The following is a 26,982-nucleotide window of genomic DNA, read 5'->3' as shown; positions in this document are numbered from 1 at the left end:
CACTGGCGCGCCACCCCTGCCCCGCCCTCAACCGGTGTTGCGCAGACCTGCCGCAATACCCGCCACAGTCACCAGCAGCGCCTGTTCCAAGGGGCTGTCCAGAGCGGCTTCGCGTGCGCGCGAGCGTGCCAGCAGCTCGGCCTGCAATAGATGCAGCGGGTCCAGATAGGTGTTGCGCAGACGGATGAATTCCAGGGTGTCAGGGCTGTGCGCCAGTAGCACCGGCTGCCCCGTGAGACCCAGCACCACCTGGCACGCCTGCGACAATAGGTCGCGCAGATGGGCACCCAAAGGTCGCAGTTGCGGTTGCACCAGACGTTCGTCGTAGAAGCGCGCGATGTCGGCGTCGGCCTTGGCCAGCACCATCTCGAGCATGTCGATGCGGGTGCGGAAGAACGGCCACTGTTCGCGCATCTCGGCCAGCAGTTCGCCCTGGCCACGGGCCAGCGCGTTGTTCAGCGCCGCCTCCCAGCCCAGCCAGGCGGGCAGCATCAGGCGCGTCTGGGTCCAGCCGAAGATCCACGGGATCGCCCGCAGGCTCTCGATGCCGCCCGCGCGCCGCTTGGCCGGGCGACTGCCCAGTGGCAGGCGGCCGAGTTCCTGTTCCGGGGTGGACTGACGGAAGTACTCGACGAACTCGGGGTTGTCGCGCACCACGCCACGGTAGGCCTTCACGCCGTCGGCGGCCAGCTGGTCCATCTGTTCGCGCCAGGCCGGTTGCGGCGGCGGTGGCGGCAGCAGGGTCGCCTCCAGCACCGCAGCCAGGTACAGGTTGAGGTTCTGCTCGGCGATGTCCGGCAGGCCGAACTTGAAGCGGATCATCTCGCCCTGCTCGGTGGTACGGAAGCGCCCCGCCACCGAGCCCGGCGGCTGCGACAGGATCGCCGCATGCGCCGGGCCGCCACCACGCCCCACGGTGCCGCCGCGACCGTGGAACAGCAGCAGTTCGACCTGTTCTTCACGGCAGATGCGCACCAGGGTTTCCTGGGCACGATACTGCGCCCAGGCCGCCGCGGTGGTGCCGGCATCCTTGGCCGAATCGGAATAGCCGATCATCACCTCCTGCGGCCCGTGCAGGCTGGCGCGATAGCCCGGCAGGCCGAGCAGGCGTTCCATCACCGGGCCGGCGTTGTCCAGGTCGGCCAGGGTTTCGAACAGCGGCACCACGCGCATCGGCCGGCGCACGCCGGCTTCCTTGAGCAGCAGTTGCACGGCCAGCACGTCGGAAGCGGCGCCGGCCATCGAGATCACGTAGGAGCCCAGCGAAGCGGCAGGTGCGGCGGCCACCTCGCGGCAGGTGGCGAGCACCTCGGCGGTATCGGCCTGGGGCTTGAAGTCGCCAGGCAGCAGCGGCCGGCGGTTGCTCAGCTCCTGCTGCAGGAAACGGATACGCGCGTCTTCATCCCAGTCGGCGTAGCGCCCCAGGCCCAGGTACTCGGTGATCTCGCTGAGTGCGTCGGCGTGCCGGGCGGCGTCCTGGCGCACGTCCAGGCGCACCAGAAACAGCCCGAAGGTAACGGCCCTGCGCAGGCAGTCGAGCAGCGGGCCATCGGCGATCACGCCCATGCCGCACGCGTGCAGCGATTCGAAGCACAGCAGCAGCGGCTCGAACAGGTCGCGGTTGTCGTGCAGCACCTCGGCGGGGGCCGGCTGCGGGCTGGCCAGCGAGCTCTGGGCCCAGGCCCGCGTCACCCGCAGGCGATCACGCAGTTGCTTGAGCAGGGTGCGGTAAGGCTCGGCCGAATCACCGACCTTGGCACGCAACGCCTCGCTGGCCTGCTGCATCGAAAGTTCGGCGGCCAACGAATCGATGTCGCGCAAAAACAGGTCGGCGGCCATCCAGCGCGCCAGCAGCAATACTTCGCGGGTGACCTTGGCGGTGACATTGGGGTTGCCGTCACGGTCGCCGCCCATCCACGAGGCGAAGCGGATCGGCGCAGCCTCCAGCGGCAGGCGCAGGCCGGTGGCCTCGTGCAGCGCCTTGTCAGCCTTGCGCAGGTGATGCGGGATGGCGTGCCAGAGCGAGTGCTCGATCACCGCGAAGCCCCATTTGGCTTCGTCCACCGGGGTCGGCCGGGTACGGCGGATCTCTTCGGTGTGCCAGGCCTCGGCGATCAGCCGTTGCAGACGCTGGCGCACCTGGTCGCGTTCGGCGGGGGTCAGGTCGCGGTGATCCTGGGCGGCCAGTTGCGCGGCGATGGCATCGTACTTCTGGATCAGCGTACGGCGCGCGACTTCGGTCGGGTGGGCGGTCAGCACCAGTTCGATGCTGAGCTTGCCCAACTGGCGAGCCAGGGCGTCGTCGCTGTGCCCGGCGGCCTTGAGCCGGGCCAGCAGCTCGGGCAGCACGCGCGACTCGAACGGCGCGGGCTGGTCGGCATCACGACGGCGAATCAGCTGGTACTGCTCGGCGATGTTGGCCAGGTTGAGGAACTGGTTGAAGGCCCGCGCCACCGGCAGCAGTTCGTCTTCGGCAAGATCGTTCAGGGTCGAACTCAGCTGCTCGGCACTGCCGCTGCGGTCGGCCTTGGCGCTGCGACGTATGTCTTCGATCTTTTGCAGAAAGGCTTCGCCGTACTGCTCGCGCACGGTGTCGCCCAACAACTCGCCCAACAGGTGAACATCTTCTCGCAAGCGCACATCGATATCGGTCATCAGCCTTGCCTCCGCATCCTGGGAAAACAGCTCTGGGTCCAGAGTGCCCCGTCGAGGTTGGGCTTTCAAGCCGGGTGGGCGATGCAACCAAACTATGTGCGGTGGCGATGCTCTAACGAACACATCCACCTGTGGGAGGCCACCATGAAGATCCGTGATTTAGCCGAGCATTGGGAACACAGCGCCAAGGGCCCGTTGAGCGCCACCGGCCACGTCCTGCACCTGGACGTCGAAGCGGCGGCGCGCCTGGCGGCGCTGAGCGAAATGTACCCCAAGCGCCGGCCCGAAGAGTTGCTGGGCGAATTGCTCGGCGCGGCGCTGGAGGAGCTTGAGGCGAGCTTTCCGTATGTGAAGGGCCAGCAGGTGATCGCCACCGACGAGGAAGACAATCCGCTCTACGAAGACGTCGGCCCCACCCCTCGGTTTCTGGCGTTGTCACGCCGTTACCTGCGCGACATGAGTGAGCGCAAGGACGGGCCGGCGCACTAGTGATCCGCTGGCCGGCTGCGGGCTGCGCTGTGGAGCGCCACAGCCCGCAGGCCTCTGCAACGGGCCGTGCAGCCGCCTCGAGAACTCCGCATTCAAGGCCCTTTGATGGCCCGAACCACAAACCCCGTCTATACCCATACAGGCACGCGTACTACGCACGCGCTGCAAAGTTCCCCCGAAAACCTACTGACCGATCAGTCAGATAAAAACACGATAAGGCGAGACTTTTTTCTGAACTATTCAAAAAACGCTTCGGTCACAGCCAATAGCCATTACGGCAAAACCCCTAAGCTACGGGCATATCGTGTTCCCCAGGCTGACGGGCCATGCCGATGGATTGTTACGGAATTCGTTGTTCATCAGGAGTGATCCAATGGAGTTGACCACCATGAAGACCCGCACCGAAAAAACCTCCTTCACCCAACTGCGCGGGCTCAAGCTGGCTGCGCTGGCATTGGGCAGCAGCCTGGTTCTGGCCGGCTGCGCAGGCAATCCGCCAACCGAGCAGTACGCCGTAACGCAGTCAGCGGTGAACTCCGCCGTCAGCGCGGGCGGTACCGAGTTCGCGGCGGTGGAAATGAAGGCGGCTCAGGACAAGCTCAAACAAGCTGAAATCGCCATGCATGACAAGAAGTACGACGAGGCCAAGCGCCTGGCCGAACAGGCCGAATGGGACGCTCGCGTCGCCGAGCGCAAAGCCCAGGCGGCCAAGGCCGAAAAAGCGGTGCAGGACGCCAACCAGGGCGTGCAGGACCTGCGTGAGGAAGGCATGCGCAGCGTGCAGTAAGCCGCTCGCCTCACCGACCCATGCATTCGTAATCGATAAAGGATGACCCACTATGCGTAAACACGTGATGATCCCCGCCCTTCTGGCCTTGAGCGTTGGTCTGGCTGCCTGCTCCACGCCGCCTAACCCGAACCTGGAATCCGCCCGGACCAACTTCTCCGCCCTGCAGAGCAACCCGCAGGCGAGCAAGGTCGCGGCGCTGGAAACCAAGGACGCGCAAGACTGGCTGAACAAGGCCGACCAAGCCTACATGAACAAGGAAGACGAGAAGAAAGTCGACCAGCTCGCCTACCTGACCAACCAGCGCGTGGAAGTGGCCAAGCAGACCATCGCCCTGCGTGACGCCGAAAACAACCTGAAAAGCGCTGCCGCCAAACGCGCCCAGGCTCGCCTGGATGCCCGTGATGCGCAAATCAAGCAGTTGCAGAACAGCCTCAACGCCAAGCAGACCGAACGCGGCACCCTGGTGACCTTCGGCGACGTGCTGTTCGACTTCGACAAGGCCAACCTGAAAAGCAGCGCCCTGCCGAACATCACCACCCTGGCGCAGTTCCTCCAGGAAAACCCTGACCGCAAGGTGATCGTCGAGGGCTACACCGATAGCAAGGGCTCTGCCAGCTACAACCAGTCGCTGTCCGAGCGTCGCGCCAACGCGGTTCGCACCGCACTGGTACGTGCCGGCGTAGACCCATCGCGCATCGTGGCCCAGGGCTACGGCAAGGAATTCCCGGTGGCTGACAACTCCAGCAACTCGGGCCGTGCGCAGAACCGTCGCGTGGAGGTCACCATCTCCAACGACAACCAGCCGGTAGCGCCACGCTCGGTAAGCAAAGCCTACTGACAGGCTGAGCAACCCGCAGAATCCCGCCTGTTACAGGGCGGGATTTTTTTTGCCTGCCCCTTGCGCAAATAACTACCACCGCCACCTGCCGGGCCTCTGGATCAATGCCACATTCCCCCTCCACAAGGACTGTGCACCATGCCCACTTCCAACACCGACGCGCGGGTGCGTCAATTCGATACCCTGTTCTCGCCGCTTGAAACCCAGGAGCAACCGGCCTGGCTGCAGCAGGCCAGCCCCGAGCAACGACGCCAGCTGCACCAGTACCAGGTACTGGGCCGGCTGGCCCGACGGCGGGCAACGCAGGCATTCGCGCAGGTTCAGAGCCTGTACACCTACAACCTTGCGGACCTGTCTGCGAAGGACTTCGCCACCGTCACCGCACAGGTGTTCCATCGCGTGCAGCAGCGCAGGAGCCTGGACGAGGTCTACCTGACCTACCTGCAGGCCATGCTCCAGCGCCGTACGCTGCTTGACGCCAAGCAGGATGCCTACCTGGCGACCCTGCGCGAGGAATACAGCATCGCGCACATCCGGGGCCACCTGGGCAGGCAAGGCAGGCAGTTGCTCGAGTGGATCATCGGCGCCTATCCGGACGGTTCGGTGGAGTTCCCGCAACAGGGCCCGTACTTCGGCCCGGATGTAACGGTGTGCGCATCGCTCAGGCTGTTCGACGACCTGCTGGTGCCCGGCATCCTTCTGCTCGGCCCGCCGGTGGACGATGCCCCGTGCGTCGCGTACATGCCGGGCCACCCGCAGCACCCGCTGAAGCAGTACCCCTCGCGCACGCACTTTTTTGCCAGCCTGCGCGGCGCGCTGGCGAGCACCGCCTTCCAGCAGTACTTTCTGCGCTTCATCCCCCTGCGTCACCAGCAGCGGGTGGTGAGCAGTTGGCAGGCCAGCGACGCGATGCTGGACCTGCCGATGGACACCAGCGCCCTGGACCAGGGGCTGCGCTGGTTCGTGCAGAAGCACATGATCGAGCGCCTGCTCGACGATGCGCGCCTGCTGATCCCGACCACACCGCAGCAGGCCGACAGCCTGAACACCCTGTGCACCCCGTTCGCCAGCGCCCTCGAAGCGCATCTGCTGATCGGCGCCGGCGCGGGCCTGTGCTGCACCGAGGAAGACGAAGGCCAGGCACCTTCGCAGTGGGTCACACCGCTGCGTGTGATCAAGCCGGCACCCGCCGACTATCGGCGCTGGCTACCCGACCTGAGCAGTTACCGCCTTGACGCCGCCAGCTCCCCGACCGGGCAACCCGATGCCATGGGGCTCTACACCCAGGGCGCGCACAAGGCGATCATGATCAACCAGGCGTTCTACCGGGTGGAGCAGGCCCCCGAGGGCCACTGGCAGATACGCCACCCCACCGACAAGGATGCCTACTGCCCGCCTCTGTACCACAACGGTGCCGGAGCCTGGCACCATCGCCACGAGCAGCCCCAGCGCTGGGAACGCCTGTCGCTGCTGCGTCGCATGGGGCCGCTCGCGGCCGGCTTCGACGATGCGCGCCTGCTGGAGCTGGGTCGCGTCAGCGGGGCTGACAATTCAAGCCTGCGCCAGATGTACCTGCGCGACCGACCCGCGCCCGCGCTGCTGGTGCATGTGCTGCAGCGGGCACGCATTCAGGACCAGGTAGCGCGCAGCATGGCCCTGATCGCCCAGGGGCTGGCGGTACCCGAAATCGATGATGTGCCCCAGCTGCAGGCCTTCTACCGGGCCGTGGCCGTCTATCTGGGCAAGGAACCGGCATCGAGGCGAACCCGTCGCAGCGGCGATTCGACCCCGCCCCCCGGCGACACCGCCCCCCCCTGCACCACTGGCTGCAACCCGCCGCCGGCCGACCTGTACGATGCCTGGTCACCTCGGCTCAATCGGGCGATCGCCTTGCACCGCTTCGAACTGGCACAACTGGATACCGATCATGCGGTGCTGGAGCTCCAGCAACGCTATCCGAACCTGCCACTGAGTGTCGCGCAACGACTGCTGGACGAAAACCGCCAGCGCATCTATGCCCCGCTGCAGGCGACCCCGCCGCTGCCCCTGCCTCTGGACGTGGCCGAGCAGGCGCGTGCCCTCGACCATGACGCGCGCCTGAGCAATGCCCTGGAGGGCTTTACCCAGCCGGCCTCGATCAATCAGGACACCTTCATCCTGGCCGTGCGCCTGCTCGAACACCTGGACCACTGGCCGGCCGGTACCGCGCTGCTGTTGCGCAGCGGCGCACGGTTCGGCACCCCGCTTGCAGCGCTGGGCCAGACCGATGTCGATACCACCTCGGTGTACCTGGATGAAGACGAGGGCTGGCACGCAATCAGCGCGACCCAGGTGCTGCTGGCCCAGGACACCAGCGAGTTCGGGTTCTACCGCGCATTGCTGCATGCACTGGGCGAGTCGCGCAGCACCCGCCTGGGCTTCGGACTCAACGAGCCGCAGCGCCTGCACCAGCGCCTGATGGAGATGGCACTGGCGCGCCCCACCCGCGCCCGCCTGCTGCTGGGCCTGCCGGTGCAAAGAAGCTGGTTGACCACCACCGCCAATGCCCCGGCCCAACGCAGTCCCAGCCGTGGCGAGCAGAACATGTTCAATCGCGAACCACTGCATACCCGCCTCGAACGCCTGATCAGCCACCATCGGCTGCCCATTGCGCGCCGCTACGTCAATGCCTACATCGCCCACCTGCTCAGCCAGAACCAGCCCATCGGCGCGCACGTGACGCAGCTGGAACAGGAGCGCCTGCAACTCGATGGCAGCCTGGATCGGTGGGTCGAGCAAAGTGCCGACGCCACGGCCCACGCCGAGCGCACAGAGGTGGCGCAGCAGCTGGTGCGGGCCTGGGAATGCCGCATTCTGCGCCGGCGGGACGAGGTTCGCATCGACAGCCAGCAGGCGTTGCCACCGTTGTCGGTGACGTTGCCGGCAGTGGTGGCGCTGAGGGTCCTGGATACACCGCGCATCGACGGCCTGGCAGCCTTCGTGCAGCGCTTTCCGAACCTGCACAGGCTGGAACTGGTCAACCTGCCCCTGACCGAGCTGCCGCAAGGTCTGGAGAACCTGCACCGGCTCAGCCACCTGAACCTGTCGCGTACCCGGCTGACACCGACCCGCCTGGCCGAACTGGGCACCCTGAGCGGCTTGCAGACCCTGATCCTGAATGACATCGACGTGCCCGACTTCAGCTGGACGGCCCAGCACATGACCCGCCTGCTGACCCGCGACTCGCTGCGCATTCTGACCCTGCAGGGCTCGAGCGCGCGCTTCGAACAGGGCGTTTTCGCCGCACTGCAGCAGGCAACGCACCTGCACACCCTGAACCTGGCGCAGAACCTCATCAGCTTGAGCGAACAGGACATCATCGATCTGGGTGGCCTGCAGCGCCTGGTCAGCCTCGACCTGTCCGCCAACCCGCTTTCACGCATGCCGGACGTGACCCGCCTGCAGGCCCTGGAAGAGCTCGACCTGTCGTACCTGGCCTCGCCCGTCGACCAGTGGCCCACGGGCCTTGAGCGGCTGCCCCGGGTGCACAGCGCCGACCTGCGCGGGCTGGCCATTGCCAGCGTGCCCGAAGGGGCCGGCCTTGTACGCGGCCTGCGCATGGCATACGAGTACCTGCCCGAATCACAGCGCCAGCGGTTCGAGGACGACATGATCGCCACGGGCAACACGCTGCAGGACTCCGATGCATCCAGCGCCGGGAGCTCCGACTCGCAGGGCTCCACCGACGTCGAACCGGCCTCGGTGCGCCACGCCACGGCACTGCGCGACGCACCGCGCCTGTTCGAAGGCATGTCCGCTGACGATCAGGCACGGGCCCGGCAATTGCTCGAAGACAACGGCTCGGCGGTGATCGAGTTCTTCGCCTTGCTGCTGCGCCAAGACCGTCTGCACGCCTTGCCGCCAAGGCACACGGCAATGCGCACGCGAATCCAGGCATTGATCCGGGGGGCTTTCGGCCAGGACCTGCGCAGAACCCTGTATGAGGTGGCACTCGAGGCGGTGAGTTGCATCGACCGCGATGCGGTGGTGTTCTCGCAACTGGAAAACCTGCTGCACGCCGACCTGGCGCTGGCCTGCGTGGGCGATGCTGCAGCCGAGGGCGAACTGATCGACATGGCGATCAGCCATTGGCGCGCACTGCGCCTGCGCGAGCATGTCAGCGCCAACCTGCCGGGCTGGCGCCGCCTGGGTCACCAGATCGACTACAGCGAAATCGAACTGCATTTCAGGATCGCGTTGACCACGCGCCTGGGGCTGCGCGACCAGCCGGCCACCCAGGCCTTCACCGGCTACACCCGCTGGGTTACCCCGGCCATGCTCGATGAAGCCTGCGAGGCCGTGTTGCGCTCCCAGATGAGCCAGTTGCCCGACTACCTCTATGGGCAGGCCTACTGGCAGCGCTACCTGGATTTTGCCGCGTCACCGCAACTGGAGCAGGTCAACCGCTGGCGGGATCGAATCAGCGAATACCTGGACGCCGTCAGCAACGAAGAACTGCCGCCGCCCTTGAGCGAGGATGAACAGGCGCGCCTGCGCGACATCCTGCACCTGAGTGGTCGGCTGGGCCTGCATGAAGCGCTGCCGGACATGCTGTCGCTCAACAGCAGTGAATACCGCGCGGCCTACCAGGCCTTGATGAAACGGGTCGAACAGGCCCGCATGGAACTGACCAGGACCATTCTGCGCGAGCCGCGTCCGGGCCCTTCGTCACGTAGCTGACGCGTGCCCGGTACGCCGCAGGTGTTCACGCGGCGTACCGGGTACCGCTTACTGCTGGACCTGCTGGGGCGTCTCCTGCCCCATGCAGCGCACCGCCTGCTTGCGGTTGTCCACCAGCACGCCGGTCAGGCCCTTCTGTTCGGTGTCGAACAGCACCAGCACGCCATCGATGCACTGCGCCACCTGCGCCGCCGGCTTGAGCGAGATCTTGTAGTCCTCCCCCGGCACCGTCTTGAGCATGGTGTAGTCGGCCAGCAACAGTGCATCCTGGGGCTTGGCGAAATGCAGGTAGCCGTAGTACCAGAGCACGCCCACCGTACCGATGATGCTGCAGATACCGGTAATGATCAGCGGGATGGCGTTGCGTTCTTCACTCATTGCGACTTCTCGTCAGGGTAATTGGGGACTTCGGCCAAGCGCCGCAGCCCGTTGAAATGCTCGGGGTCATCCAGAAAGCGCAGCATCACCTGGCGCCAGGTCTTGTCGGCGAAGGTCTGCACATGCCCGCCACGGGTCAGTTGCAGAACCCGCGGTGGCGGCGCGGCGCGGTACAGCGCCAGGCCGTTGGCCAACGGCACGATCGGGTCGTCGATGCTGTGGAAGAACAGCTTGGGCGGCGAGCTCAACTGGTCGATCGACCCGATGGCGCTGTCGCCATCGGGTACCAGCCACGACAACGGCACCTGGAACGGCCAGGTCAGCCAGGAAGTGCTCAGGGCAAACTGGCCCACCTTGCGGTAGCTGGCCGGCACCCCGTCGAACACCAGGGCCTTGAAGCGCTGGCGCTGCTCGGGATGCTGCGCCAGGTAGTGAATGCCCATCGCCCCGCCCAGGCTCTGCCCCAGCAGCACCAGCGGCTTGCCCTGCACTTCGGGAGCCTGCTGCAGCCAGTCCAGCGCCGCGGCGATGTCCTGGTACACCGCCGGCAGGGTCGGTTCGCCCTGGGACACCCCGTACCCCCGGTAGTCCACCAGCAGCACCTGGTAGCCCTGCTCGGGCAGCCACCAGCTGGCGCCCAGATGCCAGGCCAGGTTGCCGCCATTGCCATGCAGGTGCAGTACCGTGCCCTTGACCGGCACCCCGGCCTTGGCCGGCAACCACCAGCCGTGCAGGCGCGTGCCGTCCTCGGTGGTCAGGCTCACGTCGCGGTAGGCCAGCCCGGCCTTCTCGGGCGTGAACGGCAGGCCACGCTCGGGGTAGAACAACAGCGAACTGCAGCCGGCCAGGCTCAGCAGCGCGGCCAGCAGCCCGACCCGCCAGTGCTCAGAGAATGTTCGAATAATCGGCTTCAATCCGGTCCAGGCTCAGGTGGTTGAGGAAGTTGGAAAAACACATCCAGGCCGACAGCGCGTTCAGGTCGCGGAACTGCTCGGGCAGGTACTTGGGTGGCTCCACCAGGCCTTCATCGACCAGTTGGCGCAGGGTGCGCATGTCTTCCAGGGTGGTCTTGCCGCAGAACAGCAACGGAATCTGCTCCAGCTTGCCCTTGCGCACGGCCAACTGAATGTAGTTGTAAACCATGATGAAGCCCTTGAGGTAGGACAAGTCCTTGGTGAATGGCAGGCCATTGGGCACCGAGCCGCGGAACACGCGGCTGGCATTGCCATAGCTTTCGGCCATTTCAAACCCCTGGGCACGGAAGAACTCGTACACCTGCATGAAGTCCGCCCCCTCCTCGACCATGTGGATGGCGCGGGTGCGGTTGGTGAGCTTGCGCAGGCGGCTGGGGTAGGAGGCAAAGGCGATCACTTCCATCAGGATCGCCAGGCCTTCCTGGGTCACCGTCGACGAGGGCGGGCCCTTGGCCAGGAAGGTGCAGATCGGCTGGTTGAGGCCGTTGAGCGTGGTGCCCACGTGCACCAGCCCTTCATGCACCTCCAGCGCGCGCACGTCGCGGCTGTTGAACATCGCGTCGCTGCGGATCTTGATATAGTCGGCGCCCGCCGCCGCGTCGGCGACGATACCGTCGGACTCGAACACGCGGATGGTTTCCTCGGCCTCGCCGAACACCTTGTTCAGGCGGCCCTGGAGCAGCTCCACGGCCTGCTTGGCGGTGAGGTCCTTGGGTTCGTCCTTGAGGTCGCCGCGACCGTCGATGTTGTTCAGGTAGTCAGAGAGCATCAGGCCAAGGTCGGCCAGGGTCGGGTCGCCGGCATGGAAGGCGTCGGAGGCGGCGCCGTAAAGCTCCTGGGAAATCAGGCCGAAGTCTTCGGTGCCGCGCGCCTCGAGCATGCGCACCACCATGCGGTATTCCTTGCACATGCGCCGCATGATCTGCCCGACCGGGTTGAACTGGCCGAGCTGGCGGGTGATGTCGCGCTCGATGTTCTGGAACTCGAGCTTCACCGCGCTGGAGTCGAACGACAAGGGCCTGCCCTGGTAGTAGGCGCGGTCCACGGCCGGCATTTCCCGGCCCTTGGCCTTGAGGAAACCCTGGCGAATGCTGTCGTCCCATTTCACCGCATCGAGTACGCGAATGGGGGTTTGCGCCAGGACAATGCGATCAGACAGGGTGCGTATCGTCTGCTGGTACTCGTCCACCCGAAACTCCTTGTGTTGGCCAGCCTACTTGCCGGCCCGCTGAAAACGTGCGACTTCGATGAACAGGTCGGAGTTGGCCGGGTCGTCCAGGTAGGCCAGCACCCGCGCCGCCGGGCTGTCGATAAGCACGCCCTGGCCGTTTTCCTCCGGTATCTCGATGGCGCGACCGCTCAGTTCCTTGTTCTTCAGGGCCTGGTTGATCTGCTCGACATCCAGGTTGTAGATCACCAGTTGCTTGTTGTCGATCACCTCGAAGCCGCCGATCAGGAAGTTGCCCCCCAGACGCTTGGGCACGCCGGCCGAGAGGTACCAGCGGTTGCCATGGCGGGCCACGGTGAAGGCGTAGGTTTCAGGCTTCTTGCCCTTGGCGGTGGCCACCGCCTTGTAGGCGTTGTCGCCCCTGCGGCTGATCTGCAACGTCAGCGGCTCGCCCCAGGCGTCCTTGCTGGTCCATTTGCCGAGCAGGGTCTTGGGCGCCGGCTGGTTGGTCGGGATCGGCTCGTTGAACGTCACCAGGCAACCACTCAACAGCACAAACGACAGGGCCAACAGCACACGCCAGGCTTTCATCCGATACTCCTTGAATTAGGTAGAGCCTCAGGCCGATGCCAGCACCAGATGCAGGTATCGGGTAAGGATAGCGAGCATCTGCGCTTCGGCCTGGGGTTGTGCAGCATCGAGCAGGCCCTGATATTCCATCTGCTCGATGATGGCCGTCAACACTATGGCATCTTGCTGTGGCTGGCGCGAACCCACCACCTGCAACAGCTGGCAGGTGCCGCGCAGCAGGATCTGCGCATGCAGGCGCACCAGTTCGGCCAGCCGCGGGCACAGCAGCGCTTCCTGGCGAAACGCCTGCTCGGCCATCAGGAAGTCGCGGCGGTTGTGCAACTGGCGCTGCACGTACTCGGCGCCCATCTTCGCCACTTCGTCGGCCAGCTGCGCGCGGGCGCCGGGGCTGCCGTCGCCCTTGGCGATCAGCTGGCGCAACAGCACCTCGGTGTTTTCCCACAGCTTGGCCATGTAGGCCGCGCTGCGTTCGACATACTGGGCGAAGGTGTCGGTGAGCAGGTCTTCGATGTCCTTGAAATAATAGGTGGTGGCCGACAGCGGCACACCGGCCTCGGCGGCCACCGCACGGTGGCGCACGCCGCGCACGCCATCGCGCACGATGATGCGCATGGCCGCGTCGAGGATCTGCTGACGGCGCTGCTCGCTGCCCTGGCGGCTGGCCTTGCGCCCCTGGTACTGAACACTTTCGGCTACCGCTGTGGCCACGCCAGCAGCACCTTGTTGAGCCATTGCAGTCGTCACTGGGGTCTACCTCGTTGAATGCTGACTGATCGATCAGCTTGTCGCAGACATGAAAAAGCCGCCCCTAGAGGCGGCTTGTTCAAGACACTCAGGCCTGCGGGCGCATGTGCGGGAACAGGATCACGTCGCGGATCGACGGCGAGTTGGTCAGCAGCATCACCAGGCGGTCGATACCGATGCCCTCACCGGCAGTGGGCGGCATGCCGTACTCCAGGGCGCGCACGAAGTCGGCATCGTAGTGCATGGCCTCGTCGTCGCCGGCGTCCTTGTCGGCCACCTGGGCCATGAAGCGCTCGGCCTGGTCCTCGGCATCGTTGAGCTCGGAGTAGGCGTTGGCGATCTCGCGGCCGCCGATGAACAGTTCGAAGCGGTCGGTGACGTTCGGGTTCTGGTCATTGCGACGGGCCAGCGGCGACACTTCGAACGGGTACTGGGTGATGAAGTGCGGCTGCTCCAGCTTGTGCTCGACCAGCTCTTCGAAAATCATCACCTGCAGCTTGCCCAGGCCTTCGAAGCCCAGCACCTTGGCGCCGGCCTGCTTGGCGATGGCGCGGGCCTTGTCGATGTCGTTGAGGTCGTCGGCGGTCAGCTCGGGGTTGTACTTGAGGATCGAGTCGAACACCGACAGGCGCACGAACGGCTCGCCGAAGTGGAACACCTTGTCGCCGTACGGCACGTCGGTGCTGCCCAGCACCAGCTGCGCCAGCTCGCGGAACAGCTCTTCGGTGAGGTCCATGTTGTCTTCGTAGTCGGCGTAGGCCTGGTAGAACTCGAGCATGGTGAACTCGGGGTTGTGCCGGGTCGAGACGCCTTCGTTACGGAAGTTGCGGTTGATCTCGAAGACCTTCTCGAAACCACCGACCACCAGACGCTTGAGGTACAGCTCCGGCGCGATGCGCAGGAACATCGGCATGTCCAGCGCGTTGTGGTGGGTTTCGAACGGCTTGGCCGCAGCGCCACCGGGGATGGTCTGCAGCATCGGCGTTTCCACTTCCAGGAAGTCGCGCTGGATGAGGAAGTTGCGAATATGGTTGATGACCTGCGAGCGCACACGGAAGGTGTGGCGGGTTTCCTCGTTGACCATCAGGTCGACGTAGCGCTGGCGATAGCGCTGCTCGGTGTCGGTCAGGCCGTGGTGCTTGTCCGGCAGCGGGCGCAGCGACTTGGTCAGCAGGCGCACGTTGGTCATCTCGACGTACAGGTCGCCCTTGCCCGAACGGGCCAGGGTGCCTTCGGCGCTGATGATGTCGCCCAGGTCCCAGGTCTTGACCGCTGCCAGGGTTTCCTCGGGCAGGGTCTTGCGGTTGACGTAGACCTGGATGCGCCCGGTCATGTCCTGGATCACCATGAACGAGCCACGGTTGAGCATGATGCGACCGGCAACCTTGACCGGGATCGCTGCAGCTTCCAGCTCTTCCTTGGTCTTGTCGACATACTGTTTCTGCAGGTCGTTGCAGTAGCTGTCACGGCGGAAGTCGTTGGGGAAGGCGTTGCCCTTGGCGCGCTCTGCGGCAAGCTTTTCCTTGCGCAGGGCAATCAGGGTGTTTTCTTCCTGTTGCAGGTCTTGCGGGTCGAGTTTGAGGTCGCTCATGTGGTCACATTTTCCATCAGGGGTTCATTGCCCCCGCCCGCAGGCGAGGGTCTTGTAGCGGGTCGCGAAACTTACAGCCCCTGCTTGAGGCTGGCTTCCAGGTACTCGTCGATATCGCCGTCGAGCACCTTGTCGCAGTCGCTGCGTTCGACGTTGGTGCGCAGATCCTTGATCCGCGAGGCGTCGAGCACGTACGAACGGATCTGGTGACCCCAGCCGATGTCCGACTTGCTGTCTTCCAGGGCCTGCGACGCGGCGTTGCGCTTCTGCATCTCCAGCTCGTACAACTTGGCCCGCAGCATCTTCATGGCGGTGTCCTTGTTGGCGTGCTGGGAACGTTCGTTCTGGCAGCTGACCACGGTGTTGGTCGGCACGTGGGTGATACGCACCGCCGAGTCGGTGGTGTTCACGTGCTGGCCGCCGGCACCCGAGGAGCGGTAGGTGTCGATACGCAGGTCGGACGGGTTGATCTCGATTTCGACCTTGTCGTCGATCTCGGGGGACACGAACACCGCCGAGAACGAAGTATGGCGGCGTGCGCCGGAGTCGAACGGGCTCTTGCGCACCAGACGGTGCACACCGATCTCGGTGCGCAGCCAGCCAAAGGCGTACTCGCCCTTGATGTGCACGGTGGCGCCCTTGATGCCGGCCACGTCGCCTTCGGACAGTTCCATGATGGTGGCGTCGAAACCACGCTTGGACGCCCAGCGCAGGTACATGCGCAGCAGGATGTTGGCCCAGTCCTGGGCCTCGGTGCCGCCGGAACCGGCCTGGATGTCCAGGTAGGCGTTGTTCATGTCCATCTCGCCGCTGAACATGCGACGGAATTCGAGCTGGGCCAGGGAGTCTTCCAGGCCCTGGAGCACTTCGACGACGTCATTGACGGCGCCTTCGTCGTTCTCCTCGACAGCCATGTCGAGCAGCTCGCGGGCGTCGACCAGGCCGCCGGACAGTTCGTCCAGGGTGTCGACGATCTGCGCCAGCATGGCGCGTTCGCGGCCCAGTTCCTGGGCGTACTCGGGCTTGTTCCAGACGTTCGGGTCTTCGAGCTCGCGGTTGACTTCGATCAGGCGGTCATGCTTGTGATCGTAGTCAAAGATACCCCCGAATGGATTCGGAGCGCTCGGTCAGGTCCTTGATGGTGTTCAGGATCGGTTGGATTTCCATGGGCGGGCAGCTCTCGTGCGTATTCTGTGAAAAGCCGGAGAGTATAAACGAGTCTGCAGGTGCGCGGCAGCCCGTCGGGCGGCCTTTGGAGAAGCCGGCGCCTGATCGCGGATCAGCCGCCCCCACAAGGGCGGCACGATGCCCATGGGAGCGGGCTTGACCCGCGATGGCGGTCTGTCAGGCCACCCCGACCTGGTTGCGCCCGCCATTCTTGGCCTGGTACAGGCCCTTGTCCGCCGCCGAGATCAACTGTCGGCAATGGCTGCCGACTGCCGGCGTGTGGGTGGCCAGGCCGATGCTGATGGTCAGCACGCTGCCCGCCTGCGGCATGTTGTGCGCGATGGCCAGGCCCACCACGGTCTGGCGCAGCTTCTCGGCCACCAGCCGCGCCCCGCCCGGCGAAGTGTTGGGCAGCACCAGGGCGAATTCCTCGCCACCGTAGCGTGCCGGCAGGTCGCTGGGGCGGCTGCACGAGGCACGAATCGCCTCGGCCACCTGGCGCAGCGCCTCGTCCCCGGCCAGGTGGCCGAACGAGTCGTTGAAGGCCTTGAAATAGTCGACGTCGATCATCAGCAACGACAGCTGCGACTGGTCACGCATGGCCCGGCGCCATTCCAGTTCCAGGTACTCGTCGAAATGCCGACGGTTGGACAGCCCCGTCAGACCGTCGGAGTTCATCAGCCGCTGCAGCACCAGGTTGGTGTCCAGCAACTGCTGCTGGCTGACCCGCAGCGCCCGGTAGGCTTCGTCACGCTGCAGCAGGGTGAGGTAGGAGCGCGAGTGGTACAGGATGCGCGCGACCAGCTCGATGTTGTCGGGCAGCTTGACCAGGTAGTCGTTGGCCCCGGCGGCGAACGCGGCGCTCTTGACCAGCGCGTCTTCCTTGGACGACAGCACGATGATCGGGATGTCCTGGGTGGCCGGGTTGCTGCGGTACTCGCGCACCAGGCTCAGGCCATCGAGGCCGGGCATGACCAGGTCCTGCAGGATCACCGTGGGCTTGATCCGGATCGCCTGCGCGACTGCCTGATGCGGGTCGGCGCAGAAGTGAAAGTCGATGTTGGCCTCGTTGGCCAGGCCGCGACGCACGGCTTCGCCGATCATCGCCTGGTCGTCGACCAGCAGCACCATCGCCGAGTTTTCATTGGTGGTCGGGAACCCCACGAGCGGTAGATCATTCATGCGCGCCCTGCTCCCTGGCGAACGACCGGTTTGGTTCATTACACATCGTCATTTCGAAAAAATCTCCATCAGGCGCGGCGCAATGCGCTCCAGCGCACGTATCTCGACGGCGGCATCGATGGCCGCAGCCGCCTTGGGCATGCCGTAGACCGCACTGCTCTGCTGGTCCTGGGCGATGGTCAGAAAGCCCTGCTCGCGCATCAGCTTGAGCCCCTGTGCGCCATCGCGGCCCATGCCGGTCAGCAGTACGCCCACCGCATCGCCCTGCCAGAAGCGCGCCACGCTCTCGAAGAACACATCGATCGAAGGGCGGTAGATCGCGTTGACCGGTTCGGCGGTGTAGGCCAGGGTGCCGTCCTTCAACAGACGGATATGGTGGTTGGTGCCGGCCAGCAGCACCTGCCCGGGCTGGGGTGCTTCGCCCTCGCGGGCCAGGCGTACCGGCAGGCCGGAGGCGCTGCTCAGCCACTCGGCCATGCCGGCGGCGAACACCTGGTCGACGTGCTGAACCAGCACGATGGCCGCGTTGAAATCCTGCTCCAGGCTCTTGAGCAGCACCTCAAGCGCCGCCGGGCCACCGGCCGAGGAACCGATCGCCACCAGGCGCTGACGTTGTGCGCCCTGGCGCTGCGGGGCTGCCACTGCCCGCACACGGTTGCTGCCGTGCTGGCCGATCAGCCAGCTGATATTGAGGATCTTGCGCAACAGCGGCGCGGCCGCCTCACGCGGGTTGCCGGCGCCTACCGCCGGGGTGTCGACCACGTCCAGGGCGCCGTGGCCCATGGCCTCGAACACGCGGTGCACGTTCTGCTGGCGGTCGACCGTGACGATCACGATGGCGCAAGGAGTCCGGGCCATGATCTGGCGCGTGGCCTCCACGCCGTCCATGACCGGCATGATCAGGTCCATCAGGATCAGGTCGGGGGTGTGCTCGGCGCAGCGCTGCACCGCCTCGGCGCCATTGCCGGCCACCCAGATCACCTCGTGCTGCGGCTCGAACGCCAATGCCCGGCGCAGGGCCTCCACGGCCAGGGGCATGTCGTTGACGATGGCGATCTTCATCCCTGGGCTCCCCCGATAAGCTCCACCACGGCTTCCAGCAAGGCATCATCATGAAAACTGGCCTTGGCCAAATAGTAGTCGGCCCCGGCGTCCAGTCCACGACGACGATCTTCCTCGCGGTCCTTGTACGACACCACCATCACCGGCAACGACTGCAACCGGCTGTCGCGGCGCAGCAGGGTGACCAGTTCGATGCCGTCCATGCGCGGCATGTCGATGTCGGTGATCAGCAGGTCGAAATCCTCGCTGCGCAAGGCGTTCCAGCCATCCATGCCGTCCACCGCGACGGCCACTTCGTAACCGCGGTTGGTCAGCAGCTTGCGCTGCAACTCGCGCACGGTCAACGAGTCATCCACCACCAGCACGCGCTTGCGCGTCGCTTCGCGGGCGGCGCGCTGGCCGCGCTCGATACGTTCCAGGCGGCCGGTGCTGAGCAGCTTCTCGACCGAGCGCAGCAGGTCCTCGACGTCCACGATCAGCACCACCGAGCCGTCATCGAGCAGGGCCCCGGCCGAGATGTCCTGCACCTTGCCCAGCCGCGCGTCCAGCGGCATCACCACCAGCACGCGCTCGCCGATCAGACGCTCGACGGCCACGCCATACAGGGTGTCGCGCTCACGGATGACCACCACCTTGATGGCCTGTTCCGCCGCCTGGCTGGGCGGCCGGTTGAGCAACTGGGAGGCGGCCACCAGGCCGATGTGCCGGCCTTCATGCCAGAAATGCTGGCGCCCCTCGATCTGCACGATGGCCTCGGCGGGCAGGTCCAGGGTGCGTTCGATATGCGCCAGCGGGAAGGCGTAGGCCTCGCCCCCCACCTCGACCACCAGGCTGCGCACCACCGACAGGGTCAGCGGCACCTCCAGGTGAAAGCGGCTGCCCTGCCCGCTGTGCTGGCTGAGGTCGATGAAGCCGCGCAACTGGCGCACGCTGTGCTGCACCGCATCGAGCCCCACGCCGCGCCCGGAAACCTCGGTGACCTTGTCGCGCAGGCTGAACCCCGGCAGGAACAGGAACGTCAGCAGTTCGGCTTCGCTCATCTGCGCCACGGTGTCGGCCGGCGACAACTGGCGCTCGACGATGCTGTGGCGCAGGCGTTGCAGGTCGACGCCGCCACCGTCATCGCTCAGTTCCAGTACCAGCAGGCCGGCCTGGTGCGAGGCGCGCAGGCGGATCAGGCCCTCGGCCGGCTTGCCTGCCAGCAGGCGTTGCTCGGGCAGTTCGATACCGTGGTCCACGGCGTTGCGCAGAAGGTGGGTGAGCGGCGCCTCGAGTTTTTCCAGCACGTCACGGTCGACCTGGGTCTTTTCGCCCTCGATCTCCAGGCGCACCTGCTTGCCCAGCGACCGCCCCAGGTCGCGAACCATGCGGCTCTGCCCGTTGAGCACGTCGGCGAACGGGCGCATGCGGCAGGCCAGCGCGGTGTCGTACAGCAGTTGCGCGCGCTGGCTGGCCTGCCAGCCGAACTCGTCCAGGTCGGCGGCCTGCTGCTGCAGCATCTCGCGGGTTTCGCCGAGCAGGCGCTGGGCCTGCGCCAGCGCTTCCTGCACCTCCGGTCGCTGGCCGCCGGTGTCCAGCTCGGCCTTGAGCGTATCGAGGGCGCGAATGCTCTGGCCGTGCATGCGCTTGAGGCGCTGCAGGGTGGCCAGGTAGGGCTTCAGGCGCTGGGTTTCGACCAGCGACTTGCTGGACAGGTCGAGCAGGCTGTTCAGGCGCTCGGCCGTGACCCGCAGCACCCGCTCGCCGCCTTCGCTGCGCTTGCCCGGCGCAAGGGCCACGGGCTCGGCAGACGCCTCCGGTTGCGCGAGCGCCTCAGGCTCGGGCGCCGGGGGCACCAGCTGCGGCGCAGCCGGTGCGGGTTCAGGATTCTGCGTCGGCTCGGGCGCGTCGCCGATTGCCGGCCCCGTCGCCATCAGCGCACTGGCCGGATCGAGCAGCACGGCCATCTGCACCACGAAGGCCTGGACCGCCGCCTCGGTGGCCGCACCGCCCAGGGTGGCGATGCGCATCAGCAGGTCGGTGCCCTGCAGCAGCGCATCGATGTGCTCGGGGCGCAGGCGCAGGCGGCCTTCCTGGGCCTCGACCAGGCAGTCTTCCATCACGTGGGCGACGCTGACCCCGGCGTCGATCCCCACGATGCGCGCCGCGCCCTTGAGCGAGTGGGCGGCGCGCATGCAGGCCTCGAGCTGGTCACTCTGGGTAGGGTTGCGTTCCAGGGCCAGCAGGCCGGCGCTGAGCACCTGGGTCTGCGCCTCGGCCTCCAGGCTGAACAGCTCGAGCAGCGAAGCGTCGCGCATTTGCTCTGGGGTCATGACAGGCTCCGGTTCACGGCAGACAACAGCTGTTCTTCATCCAGCACCCGCACGCTGCGACCGCGCCATTGCAATACCGCTTCGGTGAAGCGTGCATCGGTGGCGGTGTCGCTGGCCGGCTGCCCGGGGTCGAGGGCATGGATACCGTCCACTTCGTCCACCGGCAGCACCACGGCGCCGCCGCTGGCACCCAGGATCAGCATGCGTGGCATGACCCGCGCCGACACCGCTACCGGGCTGCCAGGCTCGAGCCCCAGCAGGTCGCCCAGCGACAGGCACGGCACCAGCGCACCGCGCACATTGGCCACCCCCTGCAGCACCCGCGAGCGCTGGTGCGGCAAGGAGTGCACCGGCTGCAGCGGCGCCACCTCGACCAAGCAGCGGGTCGCCAGGGCCAGCCATTCCTCGCCCAGGCGAAACAGCAACAGCGAGCGCCCGACACTCACCGGTGCCTGCACATGCGTCTGCGCATGGGCGTCCTGGGCCAGCGCATAGCGGTCCAGCAGGCGCGTGGCCGCTGCCGCGTACACCTGGCAGTTGCGACAGTGAATATGCTCGGCCAGCAACGGGCAGCTCTTGTCGCCGTGCACACCGATACGGTTCCAGCAATCGTCGATGGCCTCGACCGTGGCGGCCATCACGCCCAGCTCTGCCTGGCCGCTCATCGTTCAGGCTCCCGCTCGCTGCGCTCTCGGCGCGCCGCACGCTCCTGCAGGCGCCGGGCGCCCACCTCATCGCCCTGGGACGCCAGCAGCGCCGCCAGGTGCGCCAGGGCCTCGGGGTGCTGGGGTTGCAGGTACAGCACCTTGCGGTAGTGGCTCACGGCCTGGGCCGCATCGCCGGCGGTATCGCTGAGCAGGCCCAGCCAGTAATACACCTGCGCATCCGGTGCATGCTGCTGCAGATAGCGTTCGCAGGCCGCGCGTGCCTCGTCGCTGCGGCCCTCGTTGGCCAGCGTGGCGATCTGCGCCAGCAGCTGTTCGGCGCCAGGCTTGCCGGCGGCTGGGGACGCAACCCGGGCAGGCTGCGGTGCCGGGGCTGGCGCACGGCGCGCCAACGGCGCAGGCGCCCGCCGTGGACTGGGTGCAGGCATCGGGGGCGGTGGCGAAAGCACTGGGGGCGGCTCCTGCGGGATATGCCGTACATAGGCGAACGACTGCGCGATACCCAGCGGGCGCATGCCCATGCGTGCCAGCAGGCTGCCTTCGGCCGGGCCGATGAACAATACGCCGTCTTCATGGGTGAGGCTTTTCAGTACGTCGAACACCCGTTGCTGGGTGGGTACATCGAAATAGATCAGCAGGTTGCGGCAGAAGACGAAGTCGTAGCTGCCCCTGCGGGTGCGCAGCGCCGGGTCGAGCACGTTGCCCACCTGCAGCTCGACCTGCTGGCGAACCCGCTCGTCGAGGCGATGGCCCTGCTCCACCTCGCTGAAGTGGCGCTGGCGGAAGGCGATGTCACTGCCGCGAAAGGAGTTGCGGCCATACACCGCCTGTTCGGCGCGGGCGATCGAGTTGGGGCTGATGTCGATGCCGTCGACGCGAAAGCCGGGGCCGGCGATACCGGCATCGAGCAGGGCCATGGCAATCGAATAGGGCTCTTCACCAGTCGAACACGGCAGGCTGAGCACCCGCAGCGGCCGGGTGCCATTGAGCTCGGCCAGGCGCCTGAGGGCAAGCCCGGCCAGCGCGCTGAACGACTCGGGATAACGGAAGAACCAGGTTTCAGGCACGATCACCGCTTCGATCAGCGCCTGCTGCTCCGGGGTCGACTGCTGCAGGCGCACCCAGTAGTCGTCCAGGTCGCGGGCCTGCAGGGCAGCACAGCGCTGGCGCAGGGCCCGCTCGACCATCGGCGCGCCAACCGAGGCGACATCCAGGCCGATACGCTCCTGCAAGAAACGAAAGAACCGCTGCTCGTCGCTCATGGCTGCACCTCCACGGGCGGGTACAGCAAGGCGCGGGCCTGGTCGGTCAGCAGGTCCTGGACGCTGATGCGTTGCATCAGGCCCTGGGCATCTTCGCGCACCGGCCCCAGGTAGGGGGCCTGGTGGTTGTCGACGCCATAGGGGCGAAACTCGTCGGGGTGGCAACGCAGGGTGTCGCTGGCCTGCTGCAGGATCAGGCCCAGCAACTGCGGCTCGGCCTGCGCCTGGCCCCGGTAGTGCACCAGCACCAGCCGGGTGCTGGTACGCAGCGGCGCCGGGGTGCCGAACCCCAGGTCGCCCACGTCGATCACCGGTACCAGCGCACCGCGATGCGCCAGCACCCCCGCCACCCAGCGCGGGGTGTGGGCGATGGGCTTGAGTGGCAGGCGCGGCAGCACCTCCACTACCTCATGGGTGTCCAGGGCAAAGCGCTGCTCGCCGATACGAAATACCAGGAACAGGCGCCCTGGCGTAGGCACCGAAGTGTCGCGGCGTGACTGAAGGTCGCTCATCGGGGCTTCAGACTTTGAACCGCGACACACCACCACGAAGGCCGACCGCTACCTGGCTCAGCTCGTCGATGGCGAAACTGGCCTGGCGCAGCGACTCCACGGTCTGGCTGCTGGCATCGCCCAGCTGCGCCAGTGCATGGTTGATCTGCTCGGCACCGGTGGCCTGGGCCTGCATGCCTTCGTTGACCATCAGCACCCGTGGCGCCAGCGCCTGCACCTGGTGGATGATCTGGGTCAGTTGCTCGCCCACCTGCTGCACCTCGGCCATGCCGCGACGCACTTCCTCGGAAAACTTGTCCATGCCCATCACCCCGGCCGACACCGCCGACTGGATCTCGCGCACCATCTGTTCGATATCGTAGGTGGCCACGGCGGTCTGGTCGGCCAGGCGACGCACCTCGGTGGCCACCACGGCAAAGCCGCGGCCATATTCGCCGGCCTTCTCGGCCTCGATGGCGGCGTTGAGCGACAGCAGGTTGGTCTGGTCGGCGACCTTGACGATGGTGACCACCACCTGGTTGATGTTGCCGGCCTTCTCGTTGAGGATCGCCAGCTTGTTGTTGACCAGGTCGGCCGCGCCCATCACCTGGTGCATGGTCTCTTCCATGCGCGCCAGGCCCTGCTGGCCGGAGCCGGCCAGTACCGAAGCCTGGTCGGCGGCGCTGGTGACCTCGGTCATGGTGCGCACCAGGTCCCGGGAGGTGGCGGCGATTTCCCGCGAGGTGGCACCGATTTCGGTGGTGGTGGCGGCCGTTTCGGTGGCGGTGGCCTGCTGCTGCTTGGAGGTGGCGGCAATCTCGGTCACCGAGGTGGTGACCTGCACCGACGAGCGCTGGGCCTGGGACACCAGGGTGGTCAGCTCGCTCATCATTTCGTTGAAGCCGGTTTCCACCGCGCCGAATTCATCCTTGCGGTCCAGGCTCAGGCGCACGCTGAGGTCACCGCCGCGCAGCTTGTCCAGCGCCCGCACGATCAGTTGCATGGGGCCGGTGATGGCGCGCATCAGCATCAGGCCGCAGATGCCGGCTGCAATGATCGCCAGCACCAGCGAGATCATCATGCTGACCTTGGCCGTGGTCACCGCGCTGACGATGGCACCGGTGGCCTGCTCGGCCGACACCCGGTTGCCTTCAATCACCGTGTTCAGGTGCTTGCGGCCCTCGTTCCAGGCCGGGGTCATGCTGTCCTGCAGCAGGCGCTGGGCCTCGGCGTAGTTCTTCTGCCGGTAGGCCTCCAGCACGCTGTCGAGCAGCTTCAGGTAGCCCTGCTCCAGGCGCACGAACTCCTCGTAACTGGACTGGTCTTCGGAGGACTGGATGGTCTTCTGGTAATCGGCCATGTTCTGCTTGAGGCGATCCTCGAAGCTCTTGTACAGCTCGGCGTCGGCATTGGTCAGCTCGCGGTGGTTGCTCAGGCCGAGCAACTGCTGGGTGTTGACGTAGCTGTCGACCCAGGCGCTGCGGATCATCGAGCTGTAGTACACGCCAGGGATGCTGTCCGAACGCACCGCCTCCTCACTGGACTCGATCGCCACCAGGCGCGAGTAGGCAGCGACCACCATCAACAGCATGATGGCAATGATCATGGCGAAGCTCGCCAGGATGCGTTGGCGCAATGTCCAGTTCTTCACAGTCAGCCCTCAAGGATTCTACGCGAGCAGAAAAATGCGCAGATTATAGCCCACGCACCTTATCTGCACGCGCTCTGGATCAAGACGGCTCGGGCAAAATGGCCTGCGCGATGGCCATATGCCCGCATTTGCTGACTCAGGCCTGGCGAACCTGTTTTTCCAGCTCGGCCTTGAGGGCCGGGTCGAGCTTGAGCTGCTTGGCCAGCTCGTCGAGGTAGGCGCGCTCCATGAAGTGTTCCTCGTCCACCAGCATGACGCTGGCGATGTACATCTCGGCCGCCATTTCCGGCGTTGTGGCGGCGCGGGCGACGTCGGCCGGGTCCAGCGGTCGGTTGAGTTCGGCATGCAGCCACTGTTGCAGCTCGTGGTCGTTGTCGAGCTTGACGAACTCGCCTTCGATCAGCGCCTTCTCGCGCTCGTCGACATGCCCGTCGGCCTTGGCCGCAGCCACCAGCGCCTTGAGGATGGCCTGGCTGTGCAATTCGACCTGGGCGGCAGGCAGGCGATCGAGGGTCTGCGGTTCGCGCTGCGGCGCACTGCCCTGCTGGGCCTGCCAGTTGCCGTAGGCCTTGTAGGCCAGCACACCGAGGGCGGCCAGGCCACCATAGGTGAGCGCCTTGCCCCCCAGGCTGCGCGCCTTCTTGTTGCCCAGCAGCAGGCCCATCGCGCCCGCCGCCAGCGCACCACCGCCGGCACCGGAGAGCAGCCCGCCCAGGCCACCGCCACCGGCGCCGCCGAGCAACCCACCCAGCCCGCCACTGCCCCCTGGCTTGGCGCTGGCACCTTTGCCGGCCTGGTTCTGCAGCAGCTCCTGGCCGGACTTTAGCAACTGGTCGAGCAAACCTCGGGTGTTCATCTGAACGTCCTCAACAAGGAAATGAAACGCCAGAGTAAAGCCTGACCTGCGTCGTCACGCTGCGCATTTGCTTCTGGATGTTGCATTCGCGGGAACGCACTACGCTAGTAGGGAATGCACCGCTGCAGCACCGTCATCACTGCCCCTGCACAATTCCAATAAAAGAGGGAACATCATGCTTGTGCACACCACCGCATTGCTTGGCGCCCTGGGCGCCGGGATCCTCGCCAGCGCCAGCCTGCAGGCCGCCGAGCCGCTCAAGGCCGTGGGTGCCGGCGAAGGGCAACTGGACATCGTGGCCTGGCCCGGCTACATCGAGCGCGGCGAGAGCGACAAGGCCTACGACTGGGTCAGCGGTTTCGAGCAGGACACCGGCTGCAAGGTGAGCGTCAAGACTGCCGCCACCTCCGACGAGATGGTCAGCCTGATGACCAAGGGCGGCTACGACCTGGTGACCGCGTCGGGCGATGCCTCGCTGCGCCTGATTGCCGGCAAGCGTGTGCAGGCGATCAACACCGACCTGATCCCCAACTGGAAGCACCTCGACCCGCGCCTGAAGGACGGCCCCTGGTACGTGGTCGACGCCAAGGTCTACGGCACGCCGTACCAGTGGGGGCCGAACGTGCTGCTGTACAACACCGAGGTGTTCAAGCAGGCGCCCACCAGCTGGGGCGTGGTGTTCGAGCCGCAGGACCTGCCGGACGGCAAGCCGAACAAGGGCCGTGTGCAGGCCTATGACGGGCCGATCTACATCGCCGATGCGGCGCTGTACCTGAAGACGGCCAAGCCGGAACTGGGCATCGACAACCCCTACGAGCTCAACGAAACCCAGTACAAGGCGGTGCTCGACCTGTTGCGCCAGCAACGCCCCCTGATTCACCGCTACTGGCATGACGCAACCGTGCAGATGAGCGACGTCAAGAACGAAGGCGTGGCGGCTTCCAGCTCCTGGGGCTACATGGTCAACGGGCTCAAGGCCGACAAGCAGCCGGTGGCCTCGACCATCCCCAGGGAGGGCGCCACCGGCTGGGCCGATACCACCATGCTGCACGCCGAGGCCAAGCACCCCAATTGCGCCTACAAATGGATGGACTGGTCGCTGCAGCCCAAGGTGCAGGGCGACGTGGCGGCGTGGTTCGGCTCGTTGCCGGTGGTGCCGGCGGCGTGTTCGGGCAGCGAACTGCTGGGGGCCGACGGGTGCAAGACCAACGGTTTCGACCTGTTCGACAAGATCGCGTTCTGGCGCACGCCGCAGGCGCAAGGGGGCAAGTTCGTGCCCTATAGCCGCTGGACCCAGGACTACATCGCGATCATGGGCGGCCGTTAGGGCCTCTTCGCCGTCAAGGCCGGCCCCTGCAGGCGACTCGCACACCTGCAGGGGCCGGCCTTGACGGCAA

At 66.1% G+C, this 26,982-nt stretch carries 20 protein-coding genes and 1 pseudogene; 5 read left to right on the top strand and 16 right to left on the bottom strand.

Features of this window, described 5'->3' with window-relative positions; genetic code table 11:
• Window positions 1–27: 27 nt before the first annotated feature.
• A complete protein-coding gene (gene ppc / locus KH389_RS05785; RefSeq protein ID WP_213607014.1) occupies window positions 28–2,655 on the bottom strand; it encodes a phosphoenolpyruvate carboxylase in 2,628 nt (875 codons plus the stop codon).
• A gap of 144 nt (window positions 2,656–2,799) precedes the next feature.
• On the opposite strand from ppc, the gene KH389_RS05780 reads away from it, so the two are divergent.
• From KH389_RS05780 to KH389_RS05765, 4 genes are all read left to right on the top strand, one after another.
• Entirely contained in the window at window positions 2,800–3,144 is a 345-nt protein-coding gene (locus KH389_RS05780) for a hypothetical protein (RefSeq protein ID WP_043863222.1), read from the top strand.
• Between the two features lie 373 nt (window positions 3,145–3,517).
• Window positions 3,518–3,931, top strand: coding sequence for a DUF4398 domain-containing protein (locus KH389_RS05775; protein ID WP_043863221.1), 414 nt, complete (start codon window positions 3,518–3,520; stop codon window positions 3,929–3,931).
• Between the two features lie 52 nt (window positions 3,932–3,983).
• On the top strand, window positions 3,984–4,772 hold the full coding sequence (gene lptF, locus KH389_RS05770) for a lipotoxin F family OmpA-related lipoprotein LptF (protein ID WP_043863220.1): 789 nt from the start codon (window positions 3,984–3,986) through the stop codon (window positions 4,770–4,772).
• A gap of 138 nt (window positions 4,773–4,910) precedes the next feature.
• Window positions 4,911–9,491, top strand: coding sequence for an NEL-type E3 ubiquitin ligase domain-containing protein (locus tag KH389_RS05765; RefSeq protein WP_213607013.1), 4,581 nt, complete (start codon window positions 4,911–4,913; stop codon window positions 9,489–9,491).
• A 48-nt stretch (window positions 9,492–9,539) separates the two neighbouring features.
• On the opposite strand, the gene KH389_RS05760 is transcribed toward KH389_RS05765, so the two are convergent.
• The 15 genes and pseudogenes from KH389_RS05760 to KH389_RS05690 form a co-directional block, all read right to left on the bottom strand.
• Window positions 9,540–9,869 carry a PA3694 family proteiin gene (locus KH389_RS05760; protein WP_043863218.1) on the bottom strand — a complete coding sequence of 110 codons (330 nt, stop codon included), beginning with the start codon at window positions 9,867–9,869 and terminating at the stop codon, window positions 9,540–9,542.
• Window positions 9,866–10,783, bottom strand: a complete 918-nt coding sequence (locus KH389_RS05755) for an alpha/beta hydrolase (RefSeq protein WP_043863217.1) — start codon at window positions 10,781–10,783, stop codon at window positions 9,866–9,868. Before KH389_RS05755 ends, KH389_RS05760 begins: the two co-directional genes overlap by 4 nt.
• Window positions 10,755–12,032, bottom strand: a complete 1,278-nt coding sequence (locus KH389_RS05750) for a flavohemoglobin expression-modulating QEGLA motif protein (RefSeq protein WP_043863216.1) — start codon at window positions 12,030–12,032, stop codon at window positions 10,755–10,757. The genes KH389_RS05755 and KH389_RS05750 overlap by 29 nt, the downstream gene beginning before the upstream one ends.
• 24 nt (window positions 12,033–12,056) lie before the next feature.
• Window positions 12,057–12,602: a hypothetical protein gene (locus KH389_RS05745; RefSeq protein ID WP_213607012.1), complete on the bottom strand. Its 546-nt coding sequence runs from the start codon at window positions 12,600–12,602 to the stop codon at window positions 12,057–12,059.
• A gap of 27 nt (window positions 12,603–12,629) precedes the next feature.
• Window positions 12,630–13,334: a TetR/AcrR family transcriptional regulator gene (locus tag KH389_RS05740; protein ID WP_043863214.1), complete on the bottom strand. Its 705-nt coding sequence runs from the start codon at window positions 13,332–13,334 to the stop codon at window positions 12,630–12,632.
• 100 nt (window positions 13,335–13,434) lie between these two features.
• The gene (gene lysS / locus KH389_RS05735; protein WP_043863213.1) at window positions 13,435–14,937 is read right to left on the bottom strand and encodes a lysine--tRNA ligase; all 1,503 of its coding nucleotides are present in this window, start codon (window positions 14,935–14,937) and stop codon (window positions 13,435–13,437) included.
• A gap of 71 nt (window positions 14,938–15,008) precedes the next feature.
• A protein-coding gene (prfB, locus tag KH389_RS05730) for a peptide chain release factor 2 (RefSeq protein ID WP_100633065.1) occupies window positions 15,009–16,104 on the bottom strand; the annotation gives its coding sequence in 2 pieces (ribosomal slippage) (window positions 15,009–16,031 and window positions 16,033–16,104; 1,095 coding nt in all).
• Between the two features lie 140 nt (window positions 16,105–16,244).
• A pseudogene (locus tag KH389_RS05725) lies at window positions 16,245–17,286 on the bottom strand (diguanylate cyclase); the annotation flags it as partial.
• A 48-nt stretch (window positions 17,287–17,334) separates the two neighbouring features.
• Complete coding sequence (cheB, locus tag KH389_RS05720; protein ID WP_043863210.1) at window positions 17,335–18,348, bottom strand: chemotaxis response regulator protein-glutamate methylesterase; 1,014 nt, start codon at window positions 18,346–18,348, stop codon at window positions 17,335–17,337.
• The gene (locus KH389_RS05715; protein WP_213607011.1) at window positions 18,345–20,660 is read right to left on the bottom strand and encodes a hybrid sensor histidine kinase/response regulator; all 2,316 of its coding nucleotides are present in this window, start codon (window positions 20,658–20,660) and stop codon (window positions 18,345–18,347) included. Before KH389_RS05715 ends, cheB begins: the two co-directional genes overlap by 4 nt.
• Complete coding sequence (locus KH389_RS05710; protein WP_043863208.1) at window positions 20,657–21,325, bottom strand: chemotaxis protein CheW; 669 nt, start codon at window positions 21,323–21,325, stop codon at window positions 20,657–20,659. The genes KH389_RS05715 and KH389_RS05710 overlap by 4 nt, the downstream gene beginning before the upstream one ends.
• Window positions 21,322–22,587: a CheR family methyltransferase gene (locus tag KH389_RS05705; RefSeq protein ID WP_213607010.1), complete on the bottom strand. Its 1,266-nt coding sequence runs from the start codon at window positions 22,585–22,587 to the stop codon at window positions 21,322–21,324. The genes KH389_RS05710 and KH389_RS05705 overlap by 4 nt, the downstream gene beginning before the upstream one ends.
• Entirely contained in the window at window positions 22,584–23,099 is a 516-nt protein-coding gene (locus KH389_RS05700; protein WP_043863206.1) for a chemotaxis protein CheW, read from the bottom strand. Before KH389_RS05700 ends, KH389_RS05705 begins: the two co-directional genes overlap by 4 nt.
• Before the next feature lie 7 nt (window positions 23,100–23,106).
• A complete protein-coding gene (locus tag KH389_RS05695) occupies window positions 23,107–24,669 on the bottom strand; it encodes a methyl-accepting chemotaxis protein (protein ID WP_387518486.1) in 1,563 nt (520 codons plus the stop codon).
• A 196-nt stretch (window positions 24,670–24,865) separates the two neighbouring features.
• The gene (locus tag KH389_RS05690) at window positions 24,866–25,585 is read right to left on the bottom strand and encodes a tellurite resistance TerB family protein (RefSeq protein WP_054915019.1); all 720 of its coding nucleotides are present in this window, start codon (window positions 25,583–25,585) and stop codon (window positions 24,866–24,868) included.
• A gap of 175 nt (window positions 25,586–25,760) precedes the next feature.
• Here KH389_RS05690 and ydcS point away from each other — a divergent pair, with 175 nt between their 5' ends.
• Window positions 25,761–26,912, top strand: coding sequence for a putative ABC transporter substrate-binding protein YdcS (ydcS, locus tag KH389_RS05685; RefSeq protein WP_058541467.1), 1,152 nt, complete (start codon window positions 25,761–25,763; stop codon window positions 26,910–26,912).
• The last annotated feature ends 70 nt before the right edge of the window (window positions 26,913–26,982 follow it).

Source organism: Pseudomonas qingdaonensis, assembly GCF_018398475.1.
Classification (GTDB): domain Bacteria; phylum Pseudomonadota; class Gammaproteobacteria; order Pseudomonadales; family Pseudomonadaceae; genus Aquipseudomonas; species Aquipseudomonas palmensis.
The sequence above is the reverse complement of the archived record's forward strand: the minus strand, read 5'-3'. Positions and strand labels throughout refer to the sequence as shown.